This window comes from Mucilaginibacter sp. P2_A5 (assembly GCF_056404995.1).
In genome coordinates this window covers 42,899-65,179 of the sequence record NZ_JBFUCY010000035.1, presented here as the reverse complement: position 1 = coordinate 65,179, position 22,281 = coordinate 42,899, and the positions used below count along the sequence as shown (strand labels likewise).

At 45.8% G+C, this 22,281-nt stretch carries 11 protein-coding genes; 8 read left to right on the top strand and 3 right to left on the bottom strand.

Annotated features, from left to right (window positions below):
- Positions 1 to 52 precede the first annotated feature (52 nt).
- From AC1DXF_RS24595 to AC1DXF_RS24580, 4 genes are read left to right on the top strand one after another with little or no spacing between them, the layout of a single operon-like run.
- Positions 53 to 1,027, top strand: a complete 975-nt coding sequence (locus tag AC1DXF_RS24595; protein ID WP_477451353.1) for an ABC transporter substrate-binding protein — start codon at positions 53 to 55, stop codon at positions 1,025 to 1,027.
- Positions 1,028 to 1,083: 56 nt separating this feature from the next.
- Positions 1,084 to 1,953, top strand: a complete 870-nt coding sequence (locus tag AC1DXF_RS24590; protein WP_477451352.1) for an ABC transporter permease — start codon at positions 1,084 to 1,086, stop codon at positions 1,951 to 1,953.
- The gene (locus AC1DXF_RS24585; protein WP_477451351.1) at positions 1,950 to 2,699 is read left to right on the top strand and encodes an ABC transporter ATP-binding protein; all 750 of its coding nucleotides are present in this window, start codon (positions 1,950 to 1,952) and stop codon (positions 2,697 to 2,699) included. Before AC1DXF_RS24590 ends, AC1DXF_RS24585 begins: the two co-directional genes overlap by 4 nt.
- Positions 2,674 to 2,982 (top strand): hypothetical protein, encoded by a 309-nt coding sequence (locus AC1DXF_RS24580; protein WP_477451350.1) that lies wholly within the window; start codon positions 2,674 to 2,676, stop codon positions 2,980 to 2,982. Before AC1DXF_RS24585 ends, AC1DXF_RS24580 begins: the two co-directional genes overlap by 26 nt.
- 294 nt (positions 2,983 to 3,276) lie before the next feature.
- Here AC1DXF_RS24580 and AC1DXF_RS24575 read toward each other — a convergent pair whose 3' ends face one another.
- Entirely contained in the window at positions 3,277 to 3,699 is a 423-nt protein-coding gene (locus AC1DXF_RS24575) for an SRPBCC family protein (RefSeq protein ID WP_477451349.1), read from the bottom strand.
- Positions 3,700 to 3,716: 17 nt separating this feature from the next.
- On the bottom strand, positions 3,717 to 4,040 hold the full coding sequence (locus AC1DXF_RS24570; RefSeq protein WP_477451348.1) for an ArsR/SmtB family transcription factor: 324 nt from the start codon (positions 4,038 to 4,040) through the stop codon (positions 3,717 to 3,719).
- Between the two features lie 522 nt (positions 4,041 to 4,562).
- On the opposite strand from AC1DXF_RS24570, the gene AC1DXF_RS24565 reads away from it, so the two are divergent.
- The 4 genes from AC1DXF_RS24565 to AC1DXF_RS24550 all read left to right on the top strand — a co-directional run bounded on the left by AC1DXF_RS24565 (position 4,563) and on the right by AC1DXF_RS24550 (position 20,801).
- Positions 4,563 to 11,495: a cellulose binding domain-containing protein gene (locus AC1DXF_RS24565; RefSeq protein WP_477451347.1), complete on the top strand. Its 6,933-nt coding sequence runs from the start codon at positions 4,563 to 4,565 to the stop codon at positions 11,493 to 11,495.
- Between the two features lie 250 nt (positions 11,496 to 11,745).
- Positions 11,746 to 15,873 carry a hybrid sensor histidine kinase/response regulator gene (locus tag AC1DXF_RS24560; protein WP_477451346.1) on the top strand — a complete coding sequence of 1,376 codons (4,128 nt, stop codon included), beginning with the start codon at positions 11,746 to 11,748 and terminating at the stop codon, positions 15,871 to 15,873.
- Between the two features lie 312 nt (positions 15,874 to 16,185).
- The gene (locus AC1DXF_RS24555) at positions 16,186 to 19,230 is read left to right on the top strand and encodes a SusC/RagA family TonB-linked outer membrane protein (RefSeq protein WP_477451345.1); all 3,045 of its coding nucleotides are present in this window, start codon (positions 16,186 to 16,188) and stop codon (positions 19,228 to 19,230) included.
- A 20-nt stretch (positions 19,231 to 19,250) separates the two neighbouring features.
- Positions 19,251 to 20,801 carry a RagB/SusD family nutrient uptake outer membrane protein gene (locus tag AC1DXF_RS24550; RefSeq protein ID WP_477451344.1) on the top strand — a complete coding sequence of 517 codons (1,551 nt, stop codon included), beginning with the start codon at positions 19,251 to 19,253 and terminating at the stop codon, positions 20,799 to 20,801.
- A 648-nt stretch (positions 20,802 to 21,449) separates the two neighbouring features.
- Here AC1DXF_RS24550 and AC1DXF_RS24545 read toward each other — a convergent pair.
- Positions 21,450 to 21,875 carry a hypothetical protein gene (locus tag AC1DXF_RS24545; RefSeq protein ID WP_477451343.1) on the bottom strand — a complete coding sequence of 142 codons (426 nt, stop codon included), beginning with the start codon at positions 21,873 to 21,875 and terminating at the stop codon, positions 21,450 to 21,452.
- Positions 21,876 to 22,281 lie beyond the last annotated feature (406 nt).

Here is a 22,281-nt window from a genome sequence, read left to right as displayed (position 1 = left end):
ACCTTTTGCCCTTATCCTTTTACCTTTCGCCTCAAATATTTAACTTAGTACAATGAAGTTTTTCAAATACATTTCCGTCGCTTTATTATTGATTACCATAGCATCATGTAAGCCCAAACCAAAGGGAGTAAATATCCCGGTTGTTGGTTTTGTTGATGCTTTTGAGGATGCAACCATATCCCAGGCCCGCGCCGGCTTTACCGATGCCTTGAAAAAAGAGGGCTTTAGCGAAGACAAGAAAACGGTACAGATAGAGTACCGCAACGCCCAGGGAAATATCCCAACGCTCACCCAGATCACCAATTACTTTATATCCGAAAAGGTTGACCTGCTGGCTACCTGCACCACTTTGGCTACGGTAACCGCCTTGCAGAATACCAAGACTATCCCCGATTTTGCGATGGTATCGCCGGTGCCCGAAAGGATGAAACTATTGAATGATAAAGGCGAGGCCCCCAAAAACCTCTTTGGCGCTTTGGAGGATCTTAATTATATCGACACGTCATTCTCTATCATTCCCAAACTGCTTAAGCCAAAGGGCGCTAAACTGGTTATCGGGATGATCTATAATCAATCAGAACCGCAATCGGCAGATGCCCTTAACCGCATTAAATCATTGGCCGAAAAGCAGAATGTAACGATTGTAGCATTGCCGGTAAACACTTCGGCAGATGCCCAGCTGGTTACACAATCGCTGTTGAGCAAAAATATCGATGCCTTTTTTGCCAACCCGGATAACACTGTTTTTGCATCCTTTGAAACCATCCTGAAAAGCTGTAACGAAAAAAATGTCCCGATTTTTACCAGCGAAGCAGGTTTGGTACAACGCGGCGCTGTAGCTGCTTTTGGCGCCGATATTTACCAATGGGGATACCAGGCAGGCACACAGGCCGCCCAATACTTAAAAACACATAAAACAGATGGCCTGAAATGGGAAATGGTAAAAGTGAGGAAGCGGGTATACAATCCCGCCGCGGCAAAAAAATATAACATTACTGTGCCAGCAAACTTCGAGGCTGTTAAATAATCACTTTACCGTAAATTAGCTCTCAGCTTTACGCATTAAGCTTTCGGCTCCAAAATATGGATTTTTACCTTACCGCTTTATTGCAGGGATTGTGCTTTTCGGCCATGGCGCTGGGGATTTATATCTCTATGAAAATCTTTAATATCCCTGATATCACCACCAACGGAAGTTATACTTTGGGTGGCGCTATCACCGGGATAATGCTTACACAACATCAATCTACTTACATTATTTTGCCAATTGTTGTTTTTGCAGGAGCAGTTGCAGGTGCTTTAACCGGAATTATAACGACTAAATTGAGGGTGAACGCCCTGTTAGCCGGTATTTTGGTGATGACGGCGCTTCACTCAGTTAACCTGATCATAATGGGGCGGTCTAATTTGCCGTTGATTAGTACTTCGTCATTGTTTTCTATGCTTCATATTGCCACGGACCCAAACCATAATACATTTTGGATCTTATCTGTTTTTGTGATAATCATTACCGGTATGATAGGCTATCTGCTAAAAACTGATTTTGGAATAGCCATGCGTGCTACAGGAAACAGCGAATCCATGATCCGTGCTTTAGGAGTTGATACCGACAGGATGAAAATTATTGGTTTGGCATTGGCTAATGCACTTACTGCTTTAAGCGGATATCTGATTGTACAATTTCAGGCATTTGCCGATATAAATATGGGCGAGGCTATTGTAATAATAGGTTTGGGCTCCGTAATAATAGCGGAGTCTTTTATCAATTGGTTTTCTATCACCAACGTTTTGGTTATTTTAATATTGGTGTTAATAGGGGCAATTTTGTTTCAATTGGTATTGGCAGTAACATTGGCGGTTGGCGTTGATCCCAACCTACTGAGCCTGGCAACATCCGCTTTTGTATTGTTGATTGTTAGTCTTCCCCGTTTATCATTCAATAAAGCCTCATGATAGCTATAAATAATGTACATAAGGTTTTCAATAAGGGAAAGGCCAACCAGGTAAACGCGGTTAATGGTATCACCCTCCAAATTAAAAGCCAGGAGTTTTTAGTGATTGTAGGCTCCAACGGATCGGGTAAAACCACGCTGCTCAATCTTGTTGCTGGCAGCGTTATGCCGGATAACGGCACAATTACTATTGATGATAACGATGTAACCAAATTGGCCGACTATAAACGCAGCCAGTGGATAGCCCGTGTTTTTCAAAACCCAATGAGTGGTACCGCATCAGACCTCAGCATCCTGGATAACTTCCGCCTGGCTGCTATTCGCACCAGGCCTAAAGGATTATCTATCGGTATCAATGATAAATTTAAGCGCGAAGTAAAAGATAAGATTGCCACCCTGGGTATGGGGCTCGAAAATAAAATCGATCAACCCATGGGCACGCTCTCGGGCGGGCAGCGGCAGGCCCTTACGCTTTTAATGAGTGTGATGGATAGCTGTAAGGTTTTATTGCTGGATGAACCTACAGCAGCGCTCGACCCCCGCTCGGCCGATGTAGTGATGCGCACTGCAGATAAGCTGATTAGCGATTTTAAACTAACCGCTATATTGATTACCCATAACTTAAAAGATGCCTTTACGTATGGCACACGAATAATACAAATGGGAGAGGGGTTGGTAATCAATGATTTAAATCAAAAGGGAAAAGCCGCCTTAAAACAAAATGACCTTTTTGACTGGTTTGCCTAAAAACTGGCAAAGTAATTGTAATGGTATTGGTACCATGAAAAACAATAATTTTGAAAATATATCCGATGCCTACCAACTGGTAGCCGGCGCAAAAATAAAAGGAAAGCAACAAGACGAAATTTTCGAGCTTGGTACGTACGATGCCCTTAAACGCGGCTATACCCTTTACCCGCTTGACCATGGCGTAAGATACGACGATTTTAGCGTACTGGTATCTGAAAGGGAATTGAAAAACAATTTTATGATTGAAGCCGGTAAGGCGAATACAGCTATTGCAGCGTAATTGCTCTTTTAAAACACGGTCATTCCGGGTAGTAAAATCCGCGGATTCTAAAGGAGAGATGACATTCAAAAGTAAACGACTGTCATCCTTCGTTCCTACCCATGACATGTTGAAAAACGGAAGTCATCCCGTCCGTTAGCTAACGGACGGCATGACATTGGGGATTAACCGATGTCATGCCTCCTTCAGCGTTTCGCCAAATTTTATCACTCAGGATGACATGGGAGCGGGGCATTGGACGTTAGCGAGACGTTCAATTCCAAGAGCTGTCGCATCCACGGCAATATAGTTTAATTATTTCTCCAGGTATTCTTTTAATGATGTACCTGTAATTTGAGTCCATCCGGCCACAAAGTTTTCGCGTTTGAATGATGGCAAATTCGGGAAAGTCTCCAGGCCTGCATGCGTAAGTTTAAGGCGGGTTCCATCGCCATCGGGGAACAACTCCCACGTAACTTCCGAGTAGCCCTCATAGCCATCGTACGTCCAGCTGTGGGTAAGTTTGCTGCCGTCAACCACCTCGGTAACTTTGCACTTGTGTAAAAATTCCGTAGTGCCGTCTCCGCCGGTAAATTCAAACTCGAAGCCAACTACAGGCTTAAAATCGGCTAACTTAAAATACCACTCTGCCATTTTATTAACATCGGTAATTGCCGCCCAAACTTTGCTGATGGGGGCCTTATAAATGCGCTCAATTACAAAAGGTTCTGTGTTCATAGCTTTTCAATTTTTGATTATATAGATGGTGTGTTTTGTTCGCTGCTTAAAAACGCGTCCAGGGCGTCCAGTTTTTGGGTCCAGAACCGGCGGTATTGTTCAGCCCAGTCGGTAACTTCTTTTAATTGCTTCAGGTCGGCCCTGCAATAGCGTTCTCGACCCTGTTGCTTAATCACCAGTAAGCCGCATTCGGTCAGTATTTTGATGTGTTTGGATACCGCGGGACGGCTCATATCAAAGTTATCGGCCACGGCGTTCAGGTTCATGCTCTGGTGGGCGATGAGGTTGATGATCTCGCGGCGGGTAGGATCGGCAATGGCTTTAAAAACGTCTCGTTGCATAAACAATAATGGTCATATGAAACCATTTGGTTACAAATATATATGAAACCATTTGGTTACGCAAAATTTGTTTTCAAATTTTATATCCGGGGGGCGAAGGTGACTGTATTCAACCGGTTGTAAATATTTGCATCCGGGGTGAGTATATATATCTTTTATGGTTGTCTTTACTTGCAACAGGTGATAGGGGAGATATTTCAGGGCAAATAATACTTTATTGCAATCGCTTTAAAATACATTTTGCCACCTGTATCTGGCCATTTTGCAGCTGCTAAAAAAATTGTAAAACACTGACATTTGCTTTGTTGATGCCTGTTGATTTGATGTAGGGCGGCCAATGTCTGTGCGATATAATAAACCAATTACTGAATTTTTAAGCGGATTTTAATTTCCGGTATGCTTATCTGAACTGTAGGCCACTGTTTTATTTCGGCGGCAGCCTGCCAGGCATACTGACGATTGATGCCTGCTGCCGGTGCCTGTTATGCCTGTTTTTGCTGAAGCCTATTTAAAACCTATATTATGAAAGTACAACTACCAAAGCTGTTTAAATTAATTTTTCTGTGGATGCTGCCGGTTATCATTGCCGCGCCGAAGCAGGTACGCGGCCAAACCTTCGTACATCCGGGTATTCCTTTTACCAATTACGATTTGGCACAACTGAAAGCAAACATTGCTGTGGAGCCCTGGAAAACTGCTTATAATGCGTTTGCCGCGGATGCCAAATCGCAGCTTACATACGGCATGCAGGGCCCCTTCGCTATTGTGGGCAGGGCGCCTGATATTAACAATACACAGTTTAAAAACGATATGCAGGCTGTTTTTAACCTGACATTTATGTATGTATTTACCAATAACACAGCATACGCGCAAAAAGCCACTGATATACTGAATGCCTGGGCGGTAACAAACACCAAGTGGACGGGCGACGAAACTTTCCTTGACCTGGGTGATTACGCCGAACGGTATGTTACCGCTGCGGATATCCTTAAATCTACCTACCCCGGATGGACGGCTGCCAATACCACCAACGTAAATAATTACTTTAACAACGTGCTTTGGCCGCAGGTAGATGTACCAAACCCGGTGAGGGGCGCAAACCAGGGTGCTATCCAGCTTAAGGCTGCGTTGGCTATAGCGGTTTTTTTGGACGACGCCACAAAATGGAACCAGGCTATCGCCGATCTTCGCAAAGACGCAGCCGGGGGCTTATCCAACAGCCTGGGCAACGGCGAGGTAGGAGACAGCGGCAGGGACGAGGGGCACTGGGCAGGCCAGCTGCAGGCCCTTGGCTGGAATGCGGAGGTAGCCTGGAAGCAGGGGATAGATTTATTTGCCGAAATGGACAATCGTTTGCTTACCGCAAGCGAACTGTATGCGCAATACCAGGCCGAAACTACCGACATTCCTTACATTAAGTTTGGGGGCGCATACGCGTTTTGGGGAGGCGGCTTTGGCGGCCCCCGGGGCGCCAGGCGCAGAATGAATTTTTATAACATCATTAGGGGGGCTTATACCTTACGAAAAGGTTTGCCCGCACCTTATACCATGAAACTCGATAGCCTGATAGGAGAAGGGGTCGAATCATTTTTGTTTCTTAAAACAGCCGATAATTCTACAGCAACAATACCCGCGCCAATTACCCACCCCACTTTTGCGGGCGTTGCAGGCCTTGCTGATATTGATGTAGGCAACGTGGGGCTGGCCGGAAGTGCAGGCAATAGCAACGGCACATGGACCATAAAAGGTGCCGGAGCCGATATCCCGGTGCCGCCACTTACGGCTCCGGATGCTTTCCATTTTGCATTTAAACAAATAACCGGCGATGCGGCTATCATTACACGGGTAACCACTATAGATAATACCAGCCCCGATGCGAAGGCAGGTATCATGTTCCGCGAATCGCTTGCCGAAAACGCCAAATATGTGGGGCTATTCATTAAAAAATCGGGCGAGGCGGATGCCTCCTGGCGTGGCGCTACTGCCTGGAATAAAACCAATGTATCATGGAATAACCCGCCGGCCGGCTACCAGAGCCATGGCATAGCAGGTGCGCCTTACTGGCTGAAACTGGAACGGTTGGGCACCAGGATTTATGCATACCACGCAGAAGACGGTATAAACTGGACCTGTATCTCCACTGTAGAAACACCAATATCGGCCACAGCCTACGTTGGGTTATGCGTTACTTCGCACAACGCGTCGGCGTTAAACTCTTCTACATTTACGGATGTTGGCATTACCAATACCATCCCCGCCGGGGCGCCGGTTATTACCAGTTCAAACGCAGATACAGCTACTGTAAATTCTCCTTATTCATTTACCGTACTTACATCGCCTTCATCAACCTCATTCCAGGCCGATGGGCTGCCGCCGGGGCTATCAATCAATACCTCAACAGGGGGTATTTCCGGTTCGCCAACTACGCCTGGTAAATATGTGGTAACGGTGAAAGCAGCCAACGCTAACGGCACCGGATCTGATTTGCTTGTTATTACCGTCAGGAATAACGTTGCACCCGCGGCGCCGGCATCGCTTGCGCTTATTAAACAAAACGACAACAGCGTTAGCCTTTCATGGGTTGCATCGCCAAACACTACCAGCTATACCGTTAAGCGTTCGCTAACTTCGGGCGGGCCGTATTCGGTCATCGTATCCAATGTCGTTTCAACCGCTTACACAGATGCTGTTCCGTACCCGGGGCCTAACTATTATGTGGTTACCGCCAGCGCAGGTGAATTGGAAAGTTCAAATTCCAACGAGGCAGGTATCCTGTTGCCCCCTTCCCTGGTTACATCGTTAAATGCTGTTAATCTTGATTCGAAAATCAGCCTTAGCTGGCATACGGCCATCGGTGCGGCTACTTACACCATAAAACGTGCGGCAATCAGCGGCGGCCCGTATACAGTAATAGCAAGCGGAGTGACAGATACTACTTATACAGATCAAAATGTAAGCAATGGCGGATACTATTATTATGTGGTTGCCTCGAAGGGGTCGAGCCTCGAAAGCGGCAACTCGGCCGAGGTGCTTGGCGTGCCGGGAGCATCCTCAAACACCTGGAGCGCAACGGCAGCCGACGCCAACTGGACAAACCCTGCCAACTGGGAAAGCACCACGGCGCCTGTTTCTCCTGCGCTTTTAACTTTTAATAATTCATCCGCAACCACACTGAACAACGATATTAACGGCCTGGAAATACCCAGGCTGATATTTAACAGCAACGCCGCGGCATATACTTTTGCCGGTAACGGTGTAACCTTGGGCAACGATATTTATAACTACTCGGCCAATGGGCAGGTTATTAATTTACCGGTGGTTGTAACCCGGCCGGTTTCGGTTACCACCAATGCAGGAGCTTTAACCCTGGGCGGGGTAATAAGCGGCAGCGGCGGAATTGTAAAAAGCGGATCGGGCACCGTTGTACTTAAGGGGCTTAATACCTATTCGGGAAATACCATTGTAAATGGAGGTGGATCCGGCGGGTGGCCGCCAAACTTTGCACTACAGCTTGGAGGTACTGGAACCGGTACAATAGGGGCCCCGCTATCCGGGGCGGCCGGAACAGGTAAGATTATCCTGAACGGCGGGGCACTGATGAATAATGGCTTCGGCACTATCTTCAACGATGTAATTGTTAAAGATTCGGTAAAAAGCTACATGTATATTGATGGGGGAGGCCTTGCACTTGCCGGCCGGCTGCTTGGCAAGGGAACCCTTGAACACGATGGCAATAACACCCAGGGTTTGCAGTTAAACGGAGATAACACCGGTTTTGAAGGAACTTTCATCTCGATAAACAGGAGCTCCAATTCGCGCATCCGTTTCAACACGGCTACATCCGGGAGTGCAAAGGCTAGCTGGGTGTTAAACAGTGGTTTTACCGATGCCCATGGATTTACCTTTACCGGTGTACTTCAATTTGGCGCATTATCAGGAAACGGACAGATGAGGAGGGACAATGGCAGCCCGGTTATCAGTATCGGTGCTTTAAATAAAAACACCACCTTCGGCGGCATCATATCCGGCGCAATTGCCATTATTAAAGAGGGAACGGGCACTTTGCGGTTTACCGGCACCAATAATTATACCGGTGGTACAACTGTAAATGCAGGCGCCTTCCTTATTGATAGCGTTGGGCAGGTAACCAGCCCGGTACTGGTAAATGCCGGTGCTGTTGGTGGTATAGGCACTTGCGCTGCACCGCTCACAGTTGGTTCGGGCAGCGGGGCAGGGGCGTTTTTGTCGCCGGGTAGCAACGCTATTGGCACAATGACGGTAACGGGATTATTAACCATGAATACTGATGCTACACTAAAAGCCGAGATTAAAGTAGCAAAAGATAGTGCCGACCTGGTGAAAGCCGGCTCCGTTACGCTGAACTCTCCTTTGTTATCTATTCAAAGCCTGTCGGCCGATTCGGTTCCCAGGGGGGCTATTTTTACTATTATAAACAATACCGGTACTTCGGCAGTGTCAGGAACCTTTAAAAATCTGCCCGAATTGTCGATGGTCAACATCAACGGTACCAATTTTCGCATCAGTTACAAGGGCGGTACCGGCAACGATGTGATTTTAAGGGATAACCGCACAACACCGCCGCTAATAACCAGCGCCGATTCGGCTAAAGCCATCGTCGGGTCTGCTTTCAGTTACCAGGTTACGGCAATAAACTCGCCCAAAAGCTTTAATGCAACCGGCTTGCCTCCCGGTTTGGCTATAAATACCAGCACGGGAATTATTTCAGGAACGCCGGTACAGGTTGGCACTTTCCAGGTATCGGTAAGTGCCGCTAATGATACTTTAGCCGCTACTGCCATCATCACTTTTATTATTAAAAGCAATGTTGTCGACGGGCTTAATGTGGCAAGCGGCGATAAAAAAAACATCCTTGAATGGGATGCCCTGAACGGTGCGGCTTATAATGTAAAACGTTCTGCCAGCCAGGCGGGACCATTCACGGTATTAGCTAATGTAACAACAAACAGGTTTGCCGATACTACCGTGGTTAACGGCACCACCTATTATTACGTGGTTTCGGCTGTTATCAATAATGCCGATAATCCCAACAGCGCCGTAGCCGTTGCTACCCCAAATGTTGGCCAGGTTCATTATTACAGATTTAATGAAGCCGGCGGAACCAAAATCCTCGATTCCTGGAGCGCCGTTCATGGCAGTATGGCATCCGCGGCTATAAGGCAGCCCGGGTATATCGATCAGTCGCTTTATTTAAATGGCACATCAACCGCCTACGCTACACTGCCCGCAGGGTTTGTGAGTACACTGAACGACTTTACTATAGCTGCATGGGTAAAAATGGATGCCATTTCAAACTGGATGCGGGTATTTGACTTTGGTTCAAGTACCACCAATTATATGTTTTTAACCGTGCAAACAGGCGTTACCGGTGGCAAATCAATTGTAGGGTACGGTATAAAAAACGGCGCGCCCGCCGAATTGTTCCTGAGGTATAACTATACTTTCCCGTTAAACACCTGGACTCACCTTGCCCTTACGCAATCCGGCAATACGCTTAACATGTTTATTAACGGCGCGCTTGTAGCAACAAGTACCACCATCACCATTAAACCCGCCAACCTGGGCAACACAACCCAAAACTACCTGGGTAAATCGCAGTTTAACGACCCCATGTTTAAAGGCGCCATTGACGATTTCAGGATTTATGGCCGGGCTTTAAGTACAGCCGAAATAGCCGGTTTAACCGGAAAAGATCAGTCCATTACCTTTGCCGCCATGCCTGCCAAATTTGTTGGCGATGCGGATTTTGACCCTGCCGCGTCGGCCTCTTCCGGCCTGCCGGTTTTGTATACCAGTTCTGATACTTCGGTGGTTTCGGTTGTTAACGGAAAGTTACATATCATCAAGGCCGATACTGTTAGCATAACAGCTTCCCAGGCTGGTTTTGATCTTTTCCGTCCGGCAGTACCGGTTTCCCAAACGTTAATCGTTAGTAAAAAAACGCAGCAGATTACTTTTAATCCAATCAGCGTTAAGCGCCTTGGCGACGCTGATTTTACCGTGACAGCATCCTCCACCTCTTCGCTTCCGGTTACGTTTATCAGCTCAAATCCTGGTGTGGCTGCCGTTAACAATGGGCTGGTACACCTTGTGGGGCCCGGTACTGTTACTATTACCGCCATACAGCAGGGTAATTTTCAATATGATTCGGCTGCGGTAAGTCAGCAGTTTAGGGTATTGCCGGTTCAGTTAAAAGTATTGTATAAAGACGGCGACAACGGACAACTAACAAATAACACCATCAAGCCCTATTTGATGATAGCCAGCACAGATAGTCTTGGTGTCGCTTACAGCGAGCTAACTGCCCGCTACTGGATAACGGCCGAAAACTACGCGGGAATAAATTTTTATGTGGATTACGCGCAAATGGGCGCCGGCAAAATTAAAGGCAGGTACGTTCCGCTTACCCAGCCAAGGAATAACGCTTTTGGGTATATTGAATATTCTTTTGATAACGGTACCGCAATGCTTGCGCCGCAAACCAATACGGGGGCTATCCAAACACGGGTGGGTAATTCAGATTGGTCGGTGTTTGATGAAAGCAACGATTATTCATATCAGCCGGGCACCGCTTATGCCGAGAATAGCAAGTTTACCCTGTACCGAAACAATGTTTTAGTTTGGGGCACCGAACCTTCGCTCATTCAGCCTTCAACAACGGTTACCGCTTTTACACAAAGCATAGCAGCCGGCAGCAACACCATAAGTACTTACCTGAGGATTGATAATACCGGCAACACCGCTTTAAGCTACAAGGATATAAAAATCCGCTATTTTTTTACAAAGGATTCTAATGCAGGCCTTAATTATTTTATTGATTACGCTAAACTGGGCACCACGAAAATTAGCGGACAGTTTTACGCCCTCAGCCCATCTTATAGCACTGCCGATTCGGAACTGGAGCTAAAGATAGACTCGACTGCCGGGCAGCTGTACCCGCTCACCAGTTCGGGAAATATCCAGTACCGGATAGCAAAGGCAGATTGGTCGGCGCTAAACCAGGCTAATGATTACTCGTACCAAACAGGCGCAATGAGCGCCAATAACCACGTTTGCGTTTACTATAAAGGCAGCCTGATATATGGAACCGAACCGGGTAGCTACCAGGCGGCATCATTTGCCAGTTTGGCCGGGAATAATGCTTTGGAATTTCAAAAGCCGGCTTTGGAGAATCCAGGTTTTGTAACCTATCCAAACCCGGTGGTAAACGGACATTTCACCGTACGTACAACGCCAATTATTCCGGATGGTAATGTGCAGCTTACCATCACCGATTTTTATGGTAAGGTGGTATACCGGAAATCTGCAACAAAATCAGGGAATACATTGCCGGTGCAGTTGGATACAAACATACCTTCGGGTAATTATATTTTGCAACTAAATAACCAGTACGCCGTAAAAATTATTATCAACTGATTTTGATAATGGCTTTTATCCGGAAACACGGCTGTTACATAAAAATAAGGTATTAACCCGGATGGGGTGCAGGTTTGCGCCCCATTTTTACTTTAAGACGGATAGCGAGCGGGTGAAATAAGTGTTAAAAAAACAATCATTTATTGGAGATAAAAAAATTAATAATTGCTAAATTAGTACACCAATTAATAAATCGCCTTAAACAGGTAAGTTCTGTCGCTAAAAATAGCACTATAGCCTGCAGCATTTTATGAAGAAATTGCTTTTTATAACCGCGTTTTTACTGTTAAAGTATAATGCAGATTCGTCCCCGTTCCCGATGTCGTACCTGGGGATTGAGCAGGGCCTGTCAAACAATACCGTAACCACTATCTTTAAAGATAAATTTGGATTTATGTGGTTTGGCACCCTCGACGGCCTTAACCGGTTTGACGGCTACACCTTTAAAAAATTCAGGAACAAAATAAATGACCCGGCAAGTTTGCCCGAAAATACCATCACAGCCCTGGAGCAGGACCAGCTGGACCAGATTTGGGTTGGCACCCGCCTGGGTGTTGGTATCCTGGATAGTAAAACGCTTCATTTTTCGCGGATAACCTACCAGTCCGGCCCGGCGGGCGCTTTGGCCCCGGTACCGGTTGATAAGGTGATTAACGTGTTGAAAAAGGATTCGTCGGGCAATATGATGATCGGGTCGACAGATGCCGGTTTAATGATCTACTATAAAAGTGCGTCTTTTGCTGTTGAGGTACCCTTGTTAAATGCCCAAAAAAAACAGCAATGGAAATATACCGTAACCGCGCTTGCAATTCTTAACAACCGCAGTGTTTGGCTGGTTGTTGATAATATTGGTTTATGCAGGTTTTTACCCGGCAAAAATATAGTGGTGCCGGTTAGCGGCCCGCTTCCGCTGGCTACCCGCATGAAGCAGGGGCCCGATGGTAACCTTTGGATAAGCACAAACGGGGGTATGTTTTCCTTTAATACTGCAACCAGCCAGCTTAAGCACCAGGTTTTTACTAATAAGGCGCTCGATAATATCAAAGTATTTGATTTTTACTTTGATAAAACTAAAACCCTATGGCTGGCAACCGATGGTTTGGGTGTAGGCACTGTAAATATTTTTGGTGGCGGCCAGTGCACCCTTATCCAGCAGCAGGATGCCGGTACACTTTCAAGTAACTCGGTTTATGCCATTTACGAGGATAGCCAAAGCCGTAAATGGATTGGTACATTAAGGGGAGGGATCAGCGTTATCGACCCAAATAAAAATCAGTTCAGGACTATCGTACATCAGCCTTATAATAAAATCAGCCTGGTATCCAATTTTACATTTTCGTTTGGTGAGGATGCCGGCCATAACATCTGGATTGGCACAGATGGTTCGGGCATTAGTGTATGGAACAGGGCCCAAAATACATTCACTACTTTCCAGCACGATGATAGTAATCAGCAATCGTTAAGCAGTAACCGGGTTTCATCAATTATTAAAGACAAGCAAAACCAGGTATGGGTAGCCACATTTGGGGGCGGGGTTGATATTTATGATCCGGGCACGCATTTGTTTAAAAACGTACCGTTTCAAAAAAATGCGAGCAGCAGGAAATCCGTTTGGAAAATTTACCAGGATGCCGGTGACAAAATTTGGGCCACGCTTTTAAGAGGCGAAAAGGCCGGGGTTGAGCGCGGAAGGCTTTTTTATTTTGATAAGGCAGCCGGAGAATTTGTTTCGGCCGGTTTTGATGTTAAAGATGATGTGCTGTCGATGACGGATGATGGCAGGGGTAATTTGTGGCTGGGTAGTTTTAAAAACCTGGTGCGGGTTAATAAACAAACTGGGCAGTCGGCGGTAATACAGTCGAATATTGCCGTACGCAGCTTGCTTGTTGCCCATGGCACCTTATTTATTGGTACCCACGGCAAAGGCCTGATGACTTATGAACTGGCTACCGGAAAAATTGCATTCTACAACGAAAATAATGGCCTGCCCAATAACACGATATTAAACATCGAAAACGACACAAAGGGAAATATATGGATGAGCACCTTCAACGGCCTATCCAAGTTAAAGTTCGCGACAAAAAAATTTGAAAACTATTACGCCTCAGATGGTCTGCAATCCAACCAGTTTTATTTTAACGCGGCCGGGAAATTATCATCCGGCGAGTTGCTTTTTGGCGGGATAAAGGGTTTTAACATCTTTCACCCGGATAGCATCAGGCGTTTTTACAGCTTTCCGGATTTGCTGATAACGCAGGTTAGTATTGAAAATGAGGATGTTAATGCCAATAATGCCTATATAAAAAACGCGGTTAATATTTACGATATCGATAAAATACGTTTGCCTTATGATAAGGCCGTACTATCTATGGAGTATGTTGCCCTGGAGTATTCGCTTCCCGAAAAAATACAGTATGCCTATTACCTGCAGGGCTGGGATAAAAGCTGGAACTACGTTAATAACGCGCGGGTTTTAAATTATTCAAGATTAAGCGAAGGCAATTACACGCTGCATATTAAAGCCACCAATGGCTATGGCGTATGGAATACAAAAGAAAAAATAGTATCTATTACCGTACTGCCGCCATGGTTCAGGAGCTGGTGGGCTTATTTGCTTTATATGGGTATTATATCCGCATCGGTTTACGGGTACATTTATTACCATAAAAAGGAAAACCAGCTGCACTATGAAGTTAAACTGGCCAACCTGAAGGTAGAACAGGAAAAGGAACTTAACGAAAAGAAGATAGCCTTTTTTACCAATATTTCGCATGAATTCCGCACCCCGCTTACACTCATTGCCAACCCGATAAAGGAACTACTGCAAAATAACGGCAAAAATATCGACCTGATAGACCTGAGTTCGGTATATCGGAATGCCCGGAGGCTGCTGGGCCTGGTAGACAGGTTGTTGCTTTTCCGGTCGACAGATAATGAACTAACCGAATTGAAAAAAGAATGGGTAAGCCTATCCGACATTGCCCGCGAAGTTTTTTCGTGCTTTAACAACCAGGCTAAAGCAAAGCAACTGGATTATCAGTTGCATATAGACCAGGAGATACTGGCCTGCATCGACAGGGAAAAAATGGAGATTGTGCTATTTAACTTACTTTCCAACGCCCTGAAATTCACGCCCGATCATGGCAAAGTGGCCATGTATATGCGGGAGGTAAACGATAAGGTTGAAATAGAGGTACATGATAGCGGACACGGAATTTCTGCAGAAACAGGCGACCGCCTTTTTGAAAAGTTTTACCGCGAGGAAGCAACCGACAGGGCTAACCAAAGTGGATTTGGCATCGGTTTATTCCTCGCCAAAAAATATGTTGATATCCATAACGGTCATTTATCTTACACCAGCGCGCCTGGAGAGGGTACGGTTTTCAAAATAGAGTTGCCTGGGGCTGATGCGATAACAAAACCCCTGGAGGTAACTAAACCGGTTTTTCATTCGTCGGCATTTGAGATCCTAAACGAAGCCATCATAGATCATGAACCCGGACTGTTGAAAGAACCGGAAAAACCTGATCATGTAAGCGAATTGATGGATAGCATTGTTAAAGACAAGCCATCGGTGCTGGTTATTGATGATGACGGCGATATCCGCCAGTATCTTCGCAAGCTGCTGAAAGATTCCTATAACGTTTATGAAGCAAAAGATACTGTTGAAGGACTTGAGATTGTAATGCAAACAGACCCCGACATTATTGTTTGCGATGTAGTGATCAAGGAATTCAGCGGGATTGAGTTTTGTTCGAAATTAAAAGATTCACCCTCGTTCAGCCATATCCCGGTGATCCTTTTAACCGGCAGTTCTTCGCCCGAAATAAAATTAAAGGGTGTTGAATGCGGCGCCGATGATTATATAACCAAGCCCTTTGAAAACGACCTGCTGGTAGCCCGTATCAAAAGTATTTTAAAAGGCCGGAATACACTTAAACAGTTTTTCCTGAACGAAGTGACGCTGAAGAGCAACAACCTGAGAATTCCGGAGGAGTACAGCCAGTTTTTGGCAAGATGTATTGCTTTGATTGAAAAACACCTGGATGATGAAAATTTTTCGGTATCTGTGTTCACCAGGGAAATGGGGATGAGCAGGTCTAATTTGTTCAGGAAGGTAAAAGCGATTTCGGGTTTAAATATTTCCGAATTTATAAGGCATATCAAGCTCAGGAAAGCGGCCGAGCTGATGATCCAAAGCGATTTGCAGATTAAAGAGGTGGCCTACAAAATCGGTTTCCAGGATGTAAGGTATTTCAGGGAACAATTTTGCAAGCTTTTTGAAATGAACCCGTCAGATTTTATCCGAAAATACCGGAAAACCTTTGTAAAAAGTTACAACCTGGGCGCCGGAATGGCACCCGAAAATACCCGGTAGGCGGGCAGGCGGTGCCAGTGCCCAAAGCGCCTGTATATGAATCTAACCCGGTTTAGGAACTGCTTCCTGGCCGGGTTTTTATTTAAAATGTTTTTTTACCGCGCCCGGTAAAACGGCGGCAATCCGACCAATTGCTTTAATTGGCGTTTTATAGCCTTTTTGGGGCTTAAATATGCAAATCTACCACCGTTGTTTGGCCGTTTAGCCGCCTCCAAAAGAGCGGTTTTCAATCGAGATTAGCACTCGAAATCCTGTCAGCACCCAATTTGGCCGGGTTAAAATCCAATTATTTAAACTTTTAAATCCAAAATTATGAGAGATTTTACTTTCCGTATCCGATGGCTGCTAACCATCATTTTTTTGTGTTTTTTTGCCGCGCTCGCCGGCGCCCAGGATAAGCCGGTTTCCGGTAAAGTTGTCGACGCCGGGAACGGAACCCCACTGGTTGGCGTATCGGTAATGGTTACAGGTACATCAAATGGTGTTGCTACAGACGCCGATGGCAAGTTTACCATTAACGTACCCCAGAAGGCAATTTTACGGTTCCAGAGCATGGGTTATGCCGCTGTTAATGTGGCGGCCGATTTTAGCGGCCCTATGGTGGTTAAAATGGCATCGGCCGGTAAAACCCTTGATGAAGTTGTTGTGGTAGGGTACGGCGTTCAGCGCAAATCAGATCTTACCGGCTCGGTAACCAGCATTAAGGCGGCCGATATTACCAAAATTGGCGGCAGCAACGCGGCCGAAGCTTTACAAGGCAAGGCGCCGGGTGTGCAAATACTAAACCAGGGCGGCCCCGGCACAGCCCCATCCGTATTTATCAGGGGCTTGGGTACCAACGGCGATGCAAGCCCGCTTTATGTTGTTGACGGTATGATGGTGGCCAACATTACTTTCCTGGCTCCGGGTGACATAGAATCGATGGAAATATTAAAGGATGCCTCGTCTACGGCCATCTATGGCTCGCGCGGTGCAAACGGTGTTATCCTGGTTACTACCAAAAAGGGCAAAGCCGGTAAGCCGGTCATCAACTTTACTACTTCTCACGGCTTCCAGTTTCTGACACGTAAATACGATGTTGCCAACGGCAAAGAGTACGCGCAGCTGGTAAACCTGTTTAAAACCAATGCTGGCGCATCCCCGGTTTATAATAACCTGGATACCATTGGCGAAGGTACCGATTGGATTAAAGAAGTAACCCAAAAAGGAATGGTGAGTGACTATGGCCTTTCGGTAGGCGGGGGCAACGAAAATGTAAATTATAATATCAGCGCCAGTTACCACAAAGAAGAGGGTGTTTTAAAATATACCGATTACAACCGCCTCACCCTGCGGGCTGATAACGGGTATAAGTTGAGCAACAAATTATCTATCGGGCACAACCTTTCATTGGCCAGCAGCAACTATAATGGCGATGGTGTTTCCAACACTGGCCGCGGTATAAACTCTATATCCCGCATTTCGCCATTATTACCGGTTTATAACCGCGATGGGTCTTTTTCAAAAGGCCAGGATATTGATATTGTAAACCCTTTTGCCGAGTTGTATTATCATAAAGATAATAAAGTACATCCCCTGCAATTTGTGGGCAACGGTTACCTGAACTACAATTTGCTTGATGGTTTGGTGTTCCGCAGCAGTTACGGGGTAGATTACACACAGAACAAAATAAACAAGTATACCCCATCTTACAATTTGGGAGCAAATCAAGCCAACCAAACCACTATCGAAAACGGGTATACAACCGTATCATCGTGGTTATGGGAAAACACGCTTACCTACAACAAACAAATAGGCAAACACCATATTAATTTATTGGGTGGCTACACTGCACAAAATACCAATTATGGCGGTGTTGACGTAACCGCCAGCGGGCCGCTAACCACAACCGACCCCAATTATCGCTACATCCAGGTGTATCCAACCACCAGCATCAATTCATTAGGTGCATTGCCTTCAAGCGAATCAATCCTGTCCTATCTTTTCAGGGCAAATTATAGCTACATGGACCGTTACCTGCTAACGGCTTCGTTCCGGAGTGATGGCTCGTCAAAATTTGCCGATGGCAACAGGTGGGGATATTTTCCTTCGGTGGCATTGGGCTGGCGGGTATCCCAGGAAAAATTCATGGAAAATGTAACGTGGATCAACAACCTTAAACTACGCGGCAGCTGGGGCCAAACAGGAAGCAACAAAATTGCCAATTATCAAACCTACAGCACACTTAACCAGGAAACAACCTATGATGGCGTTTTTAATGGTGTATTTTACCCAATGGCAACCATCATTGCGGCTGCCAACCGCGATATTACCTGGGAAGTTTCGCAACAATCCGACCTGGGTTTGGAGTTTACCACGTTTAACGACCGCCTGCGGATTGAAGCCGATTACTACAGGCGCGATACTAAAAACCTGCTCCTGGTGTTACCCATCCCCGGCGGATCTACAGGGACAAGCGCGGCTTACTCAAATGCCGGAACAGTACGCAACAGCGGCTTTGAGTTCCAGGCAAGCTGGAACGATAAGGTTGGCCAATTTAAATATGGTGTAACAGTTACCGGAAGCGCCAACAAAAATAAAATCCTCGATTTTAAAGGATTAACATCCTACGCTTCAGATTTTATGGTGCCATCTACCCACATATCTAAACAGGGTTTTCCGATTGGCGATTTTTACGGATATAAGTCGGCAGGGATAGTTCAAAGCCAGGCGCAAATTGACCAGTTAAATGCCGATGCAGCTACCAAAAGCGGTATCGCCGGCAAGCAATACTGGTCGGGCCTTAAACCGGGCGACCTGCTATTTAAAGATATTAATGGCGATGGTTTTATTGATGGCAACGACAAAACAGATATAGGTTCGCCTTATGCAAAATTTGTTGGCGGTATTTCAATAACCGCTGCCTACAAAGGGTTTGATATCGCCATAGATATGATGGGCAGTTTTGGCGGAAAAATTTATAACGATTCGCGTAACCAGTTTGTAAGCTCGGGCCTTTCCAACCTTAACGTGGAGTGGCTTGACTCCTGGACCCCAACACATACCAATACCAGCATTCCCCGTTATGCCGTAAATACTTCAACAACACAATCGTCTGATTTCAATATTTTTGATGGCACTTACATTAAAGCGCGGTACATGGAATTAGGGTATACGTTTGGCAAAGGGGTGGTAAGCAAGCTGGGAATTTCGAGCCTGCGGGTATACGTTAATGCCACCAATCCTTTTTATATCACAAAATACAAAGGGTTTTCGCCCGAGGTATCCAATGCTTACGGAGTATCAACCATTGGCGACGATTTCCGCACGTATCCTGTTTCGGGAACGGCAAGGCTGGGTATAAACTTAAATTTTTAAAAGCTTTCAGAATTTGAATTATGAAAAATATAGTAAAGATATTAATGCTGCTCAACCTGCTTGTTTTATGGTCGTGCAAAAAAAGCTTTCTTGATAAGCAGCCTTTAGGAGTGCTTTCCAGCGCTACGTTCTCTTCGGATACAACTACGCTTGGTTTGGCTGTAAACCGGCTGTATGGCTCAATTGCCTGGCGCGAATTCAGGATAGGCCAGCACCAGTATTCAACCAAAGAGATGTGCGGTGATGATTTTATAGTGGGCACCAACGCCGATTTTAGCGTATTCCAGAACTATAGTTTCTTAGCCGATAACTATATGATTGAAAGGTATTGGGGCAGGGCGTACGAAAATATTCACTATTGCAATGTGGTTATCGACCGTACACCTACATTTGCCGCCCGTTACTCGGCCGAGTTGTATGAGGCGCAGGCTAAATATTTCCGCGCATATTACAATTTTGATTTAACCAATGTTTTTGGCGATGCACCTTTACGTGATCATGATCCGGTAACCCCTGCGGAGTATAACATTCCAAAAAGCTCGCATGCCGATATCATTAAACTGGTGATATCCGATTTAAAATATGCCATAGCTCATTTGCCTACCCGCTCACAATGGGGAACTGCCAACCTGGGCCGTGTTACCAAAGGTACAGCGCAAGGTTTATTGGCCAAGGTGTACCTGTACGATCAGGACTACGCCAATGCCAAAACTTACGCTGATATGGTTATAAACGGCGGCGAGTACAGCCTGTATAACGATTACCGGAATTTATTCAGCCCCGACCACTTGTATTCATCTGAAAACATGATGCCGGGCGGACTGATTTATAACGCATCGTTACCGGCGGGCCGCCAGTATGCCCCTTACCTGCAATACCAGGGTTTGCCTTCGTTGGGTGCAAATGGTGCCATATATCCATCGCCAAACCTGGCCGGCAATTACGAAAGCGGTGATCCGCGTTTTGCTGCCACGTTTTTTACCCGGACAGATATTATCCCCGGCTACAATAACAACCAGCCCGTGGTTTTCCCGTCAAATACTGATTACGCTAATAAAAAAGTAATATGGCCTTTTGCCTATTGGAATGCCGGCAACTTTAATTTTCAAAGTGTTAACCCGATGTACCTGCGCTATGCCGATATTATTTTAATGGCTGCAGAGGCAAATAACGAATTGGGCAACACCGCCGATGCACTCAAATATTTAGAGATGATAAGGTACCGGGCCCGTGGCAATAAAACCTTTGCCGCATCGGTGCTTGCCGGCGAAAACGGTGGCGCCGGGGTACTGCCTCAAATTATAACAGCCGATAAAACAGCCCTGCGTTTAGCTATCTGGCATGAACGGCGTATTGAGCTGGCGCTTGAATTTAACAGGTGGTATGATTTGGTACGTTACAATAAAGTAGCTGCCGCAAACGGAAGCAGCGGCACAGGATACACCGAAAACCTGTTGAAGAACGTTTATGGAAGAACAAACTTTAACTATACTAAGTTTAGCCACTTCCCTATACCGCAAACTTTTATAACTTCATCAAACGGTGTGCTTAAGCAAAATAGCGCATGGTAAAAGTTAGGATGTAAAAACAGGTATTAATTTAATTTGAAAAGCGAGGCTACCTTTATTGGTAGCCTCGCTTTTTTATTATGGCGTGTAGTAACTACCCATGACAAGTTGAAAATCCCAGACTTACGAAGTTTTAAAAACTTCGTAAGTCTTTCGCCGGCTTGTCACTCTACCTTCAGAATTTCCCGAAATTTACCACTACCCATGACATGTTGAAAAACGGAAGTCATCCCGAACTTGTTTCGGGATCCCACAGGACAGGTGGCCCGCATGAGGTACACTTAGCATGTGGGGTGCCGAAACAAGTTCGGCATGACATTGGGGATTAACCGATGTCATTTCCTCCTTTAGAATTTCGCGAAATTTTACCACTCAGCATGACGTGTTTCGGCTCAAATGAACATCGGCTTTGAACGCCGGCTAAGACTCAGCCGGTCGAGGCTGCGCCCGACCACCCTCTCTCCGGCTGAAGCCGCAAAGAGGGTTGAAGCTCATTTTTTATTCTTTTGCCCCTCTATGCGACGCAGTCGGAGAGAGGGGCAACGTCCGTTAGCTAACGGATCGTCGGGGTGAGTCGTCTCTACCACGTTATAAACGCCATTTTACCGGGGCGATTACCTCTTGAAAATTGCACTAAAACAATTCCCAATATTAACTATGGCCGGTAATAATGCACTGGCCAGATCCGCTGCTGGGCAAGTAGAAATAATAATTTACCCCGGCAATGTTCATTGTATAAGTTTGATTGGGCAGCAAGGTATATGCGGGGCCAATCCACAAAATATATGAACTTACATGGGGGTTTACATATTGGGTATTGCCTTTAAATGTAAACGGCACATTCCCAAGGTAAGGGTTGTCAACCAGCGACCAGTTGAGTGATACCCATGGATTACTCATGTCATAACCAATGGTCCAGCTATAACCTGTCGGAAAAGTTGCGTAAGGTTTTTTAAAAGCGACTTTCGTTTTGTGCGGTTTATGTGCTTTAGGCACAACGGTGGTAGCATGCAATGATGTTGCAATTGATAAACAAAGTACTGCTGCGACGGCAGTAAGCGTGAAGAATTTTTTCATAGCGTTGTTTTTTTAAATTTCAACTAAATTAAATAAGGAAGTTGTTGTTGCATCCATTGCTCAAAAATGGCGCAAACGATTGTTTTATAGAAAGTTATTAACAATGTAGCTGCAGGGGCAGGCTACTCCCTGATAGGCCTGATTTTTCAACTATGGATCTGTCGGTCTGAGCCTGTCGAAGATGTGTGCGGAGAGGCCTTCCGCAATACTTCGGCTATCCATTACAACTAAAAAAAACGGAAGTCATCCTGTCCGTTAGCTAACGGATCAGGATCCCACAGTACGGTAGCCGCCATGCTGTACACCTTGCACGTGGGGTGCTGAAACAAGTTCAGCATGACTTTGGGGTTAAATCGTCATCATTTCCAGTTAAGAATTTCGCGCAATCCTTCCCTGTCCATGCAAT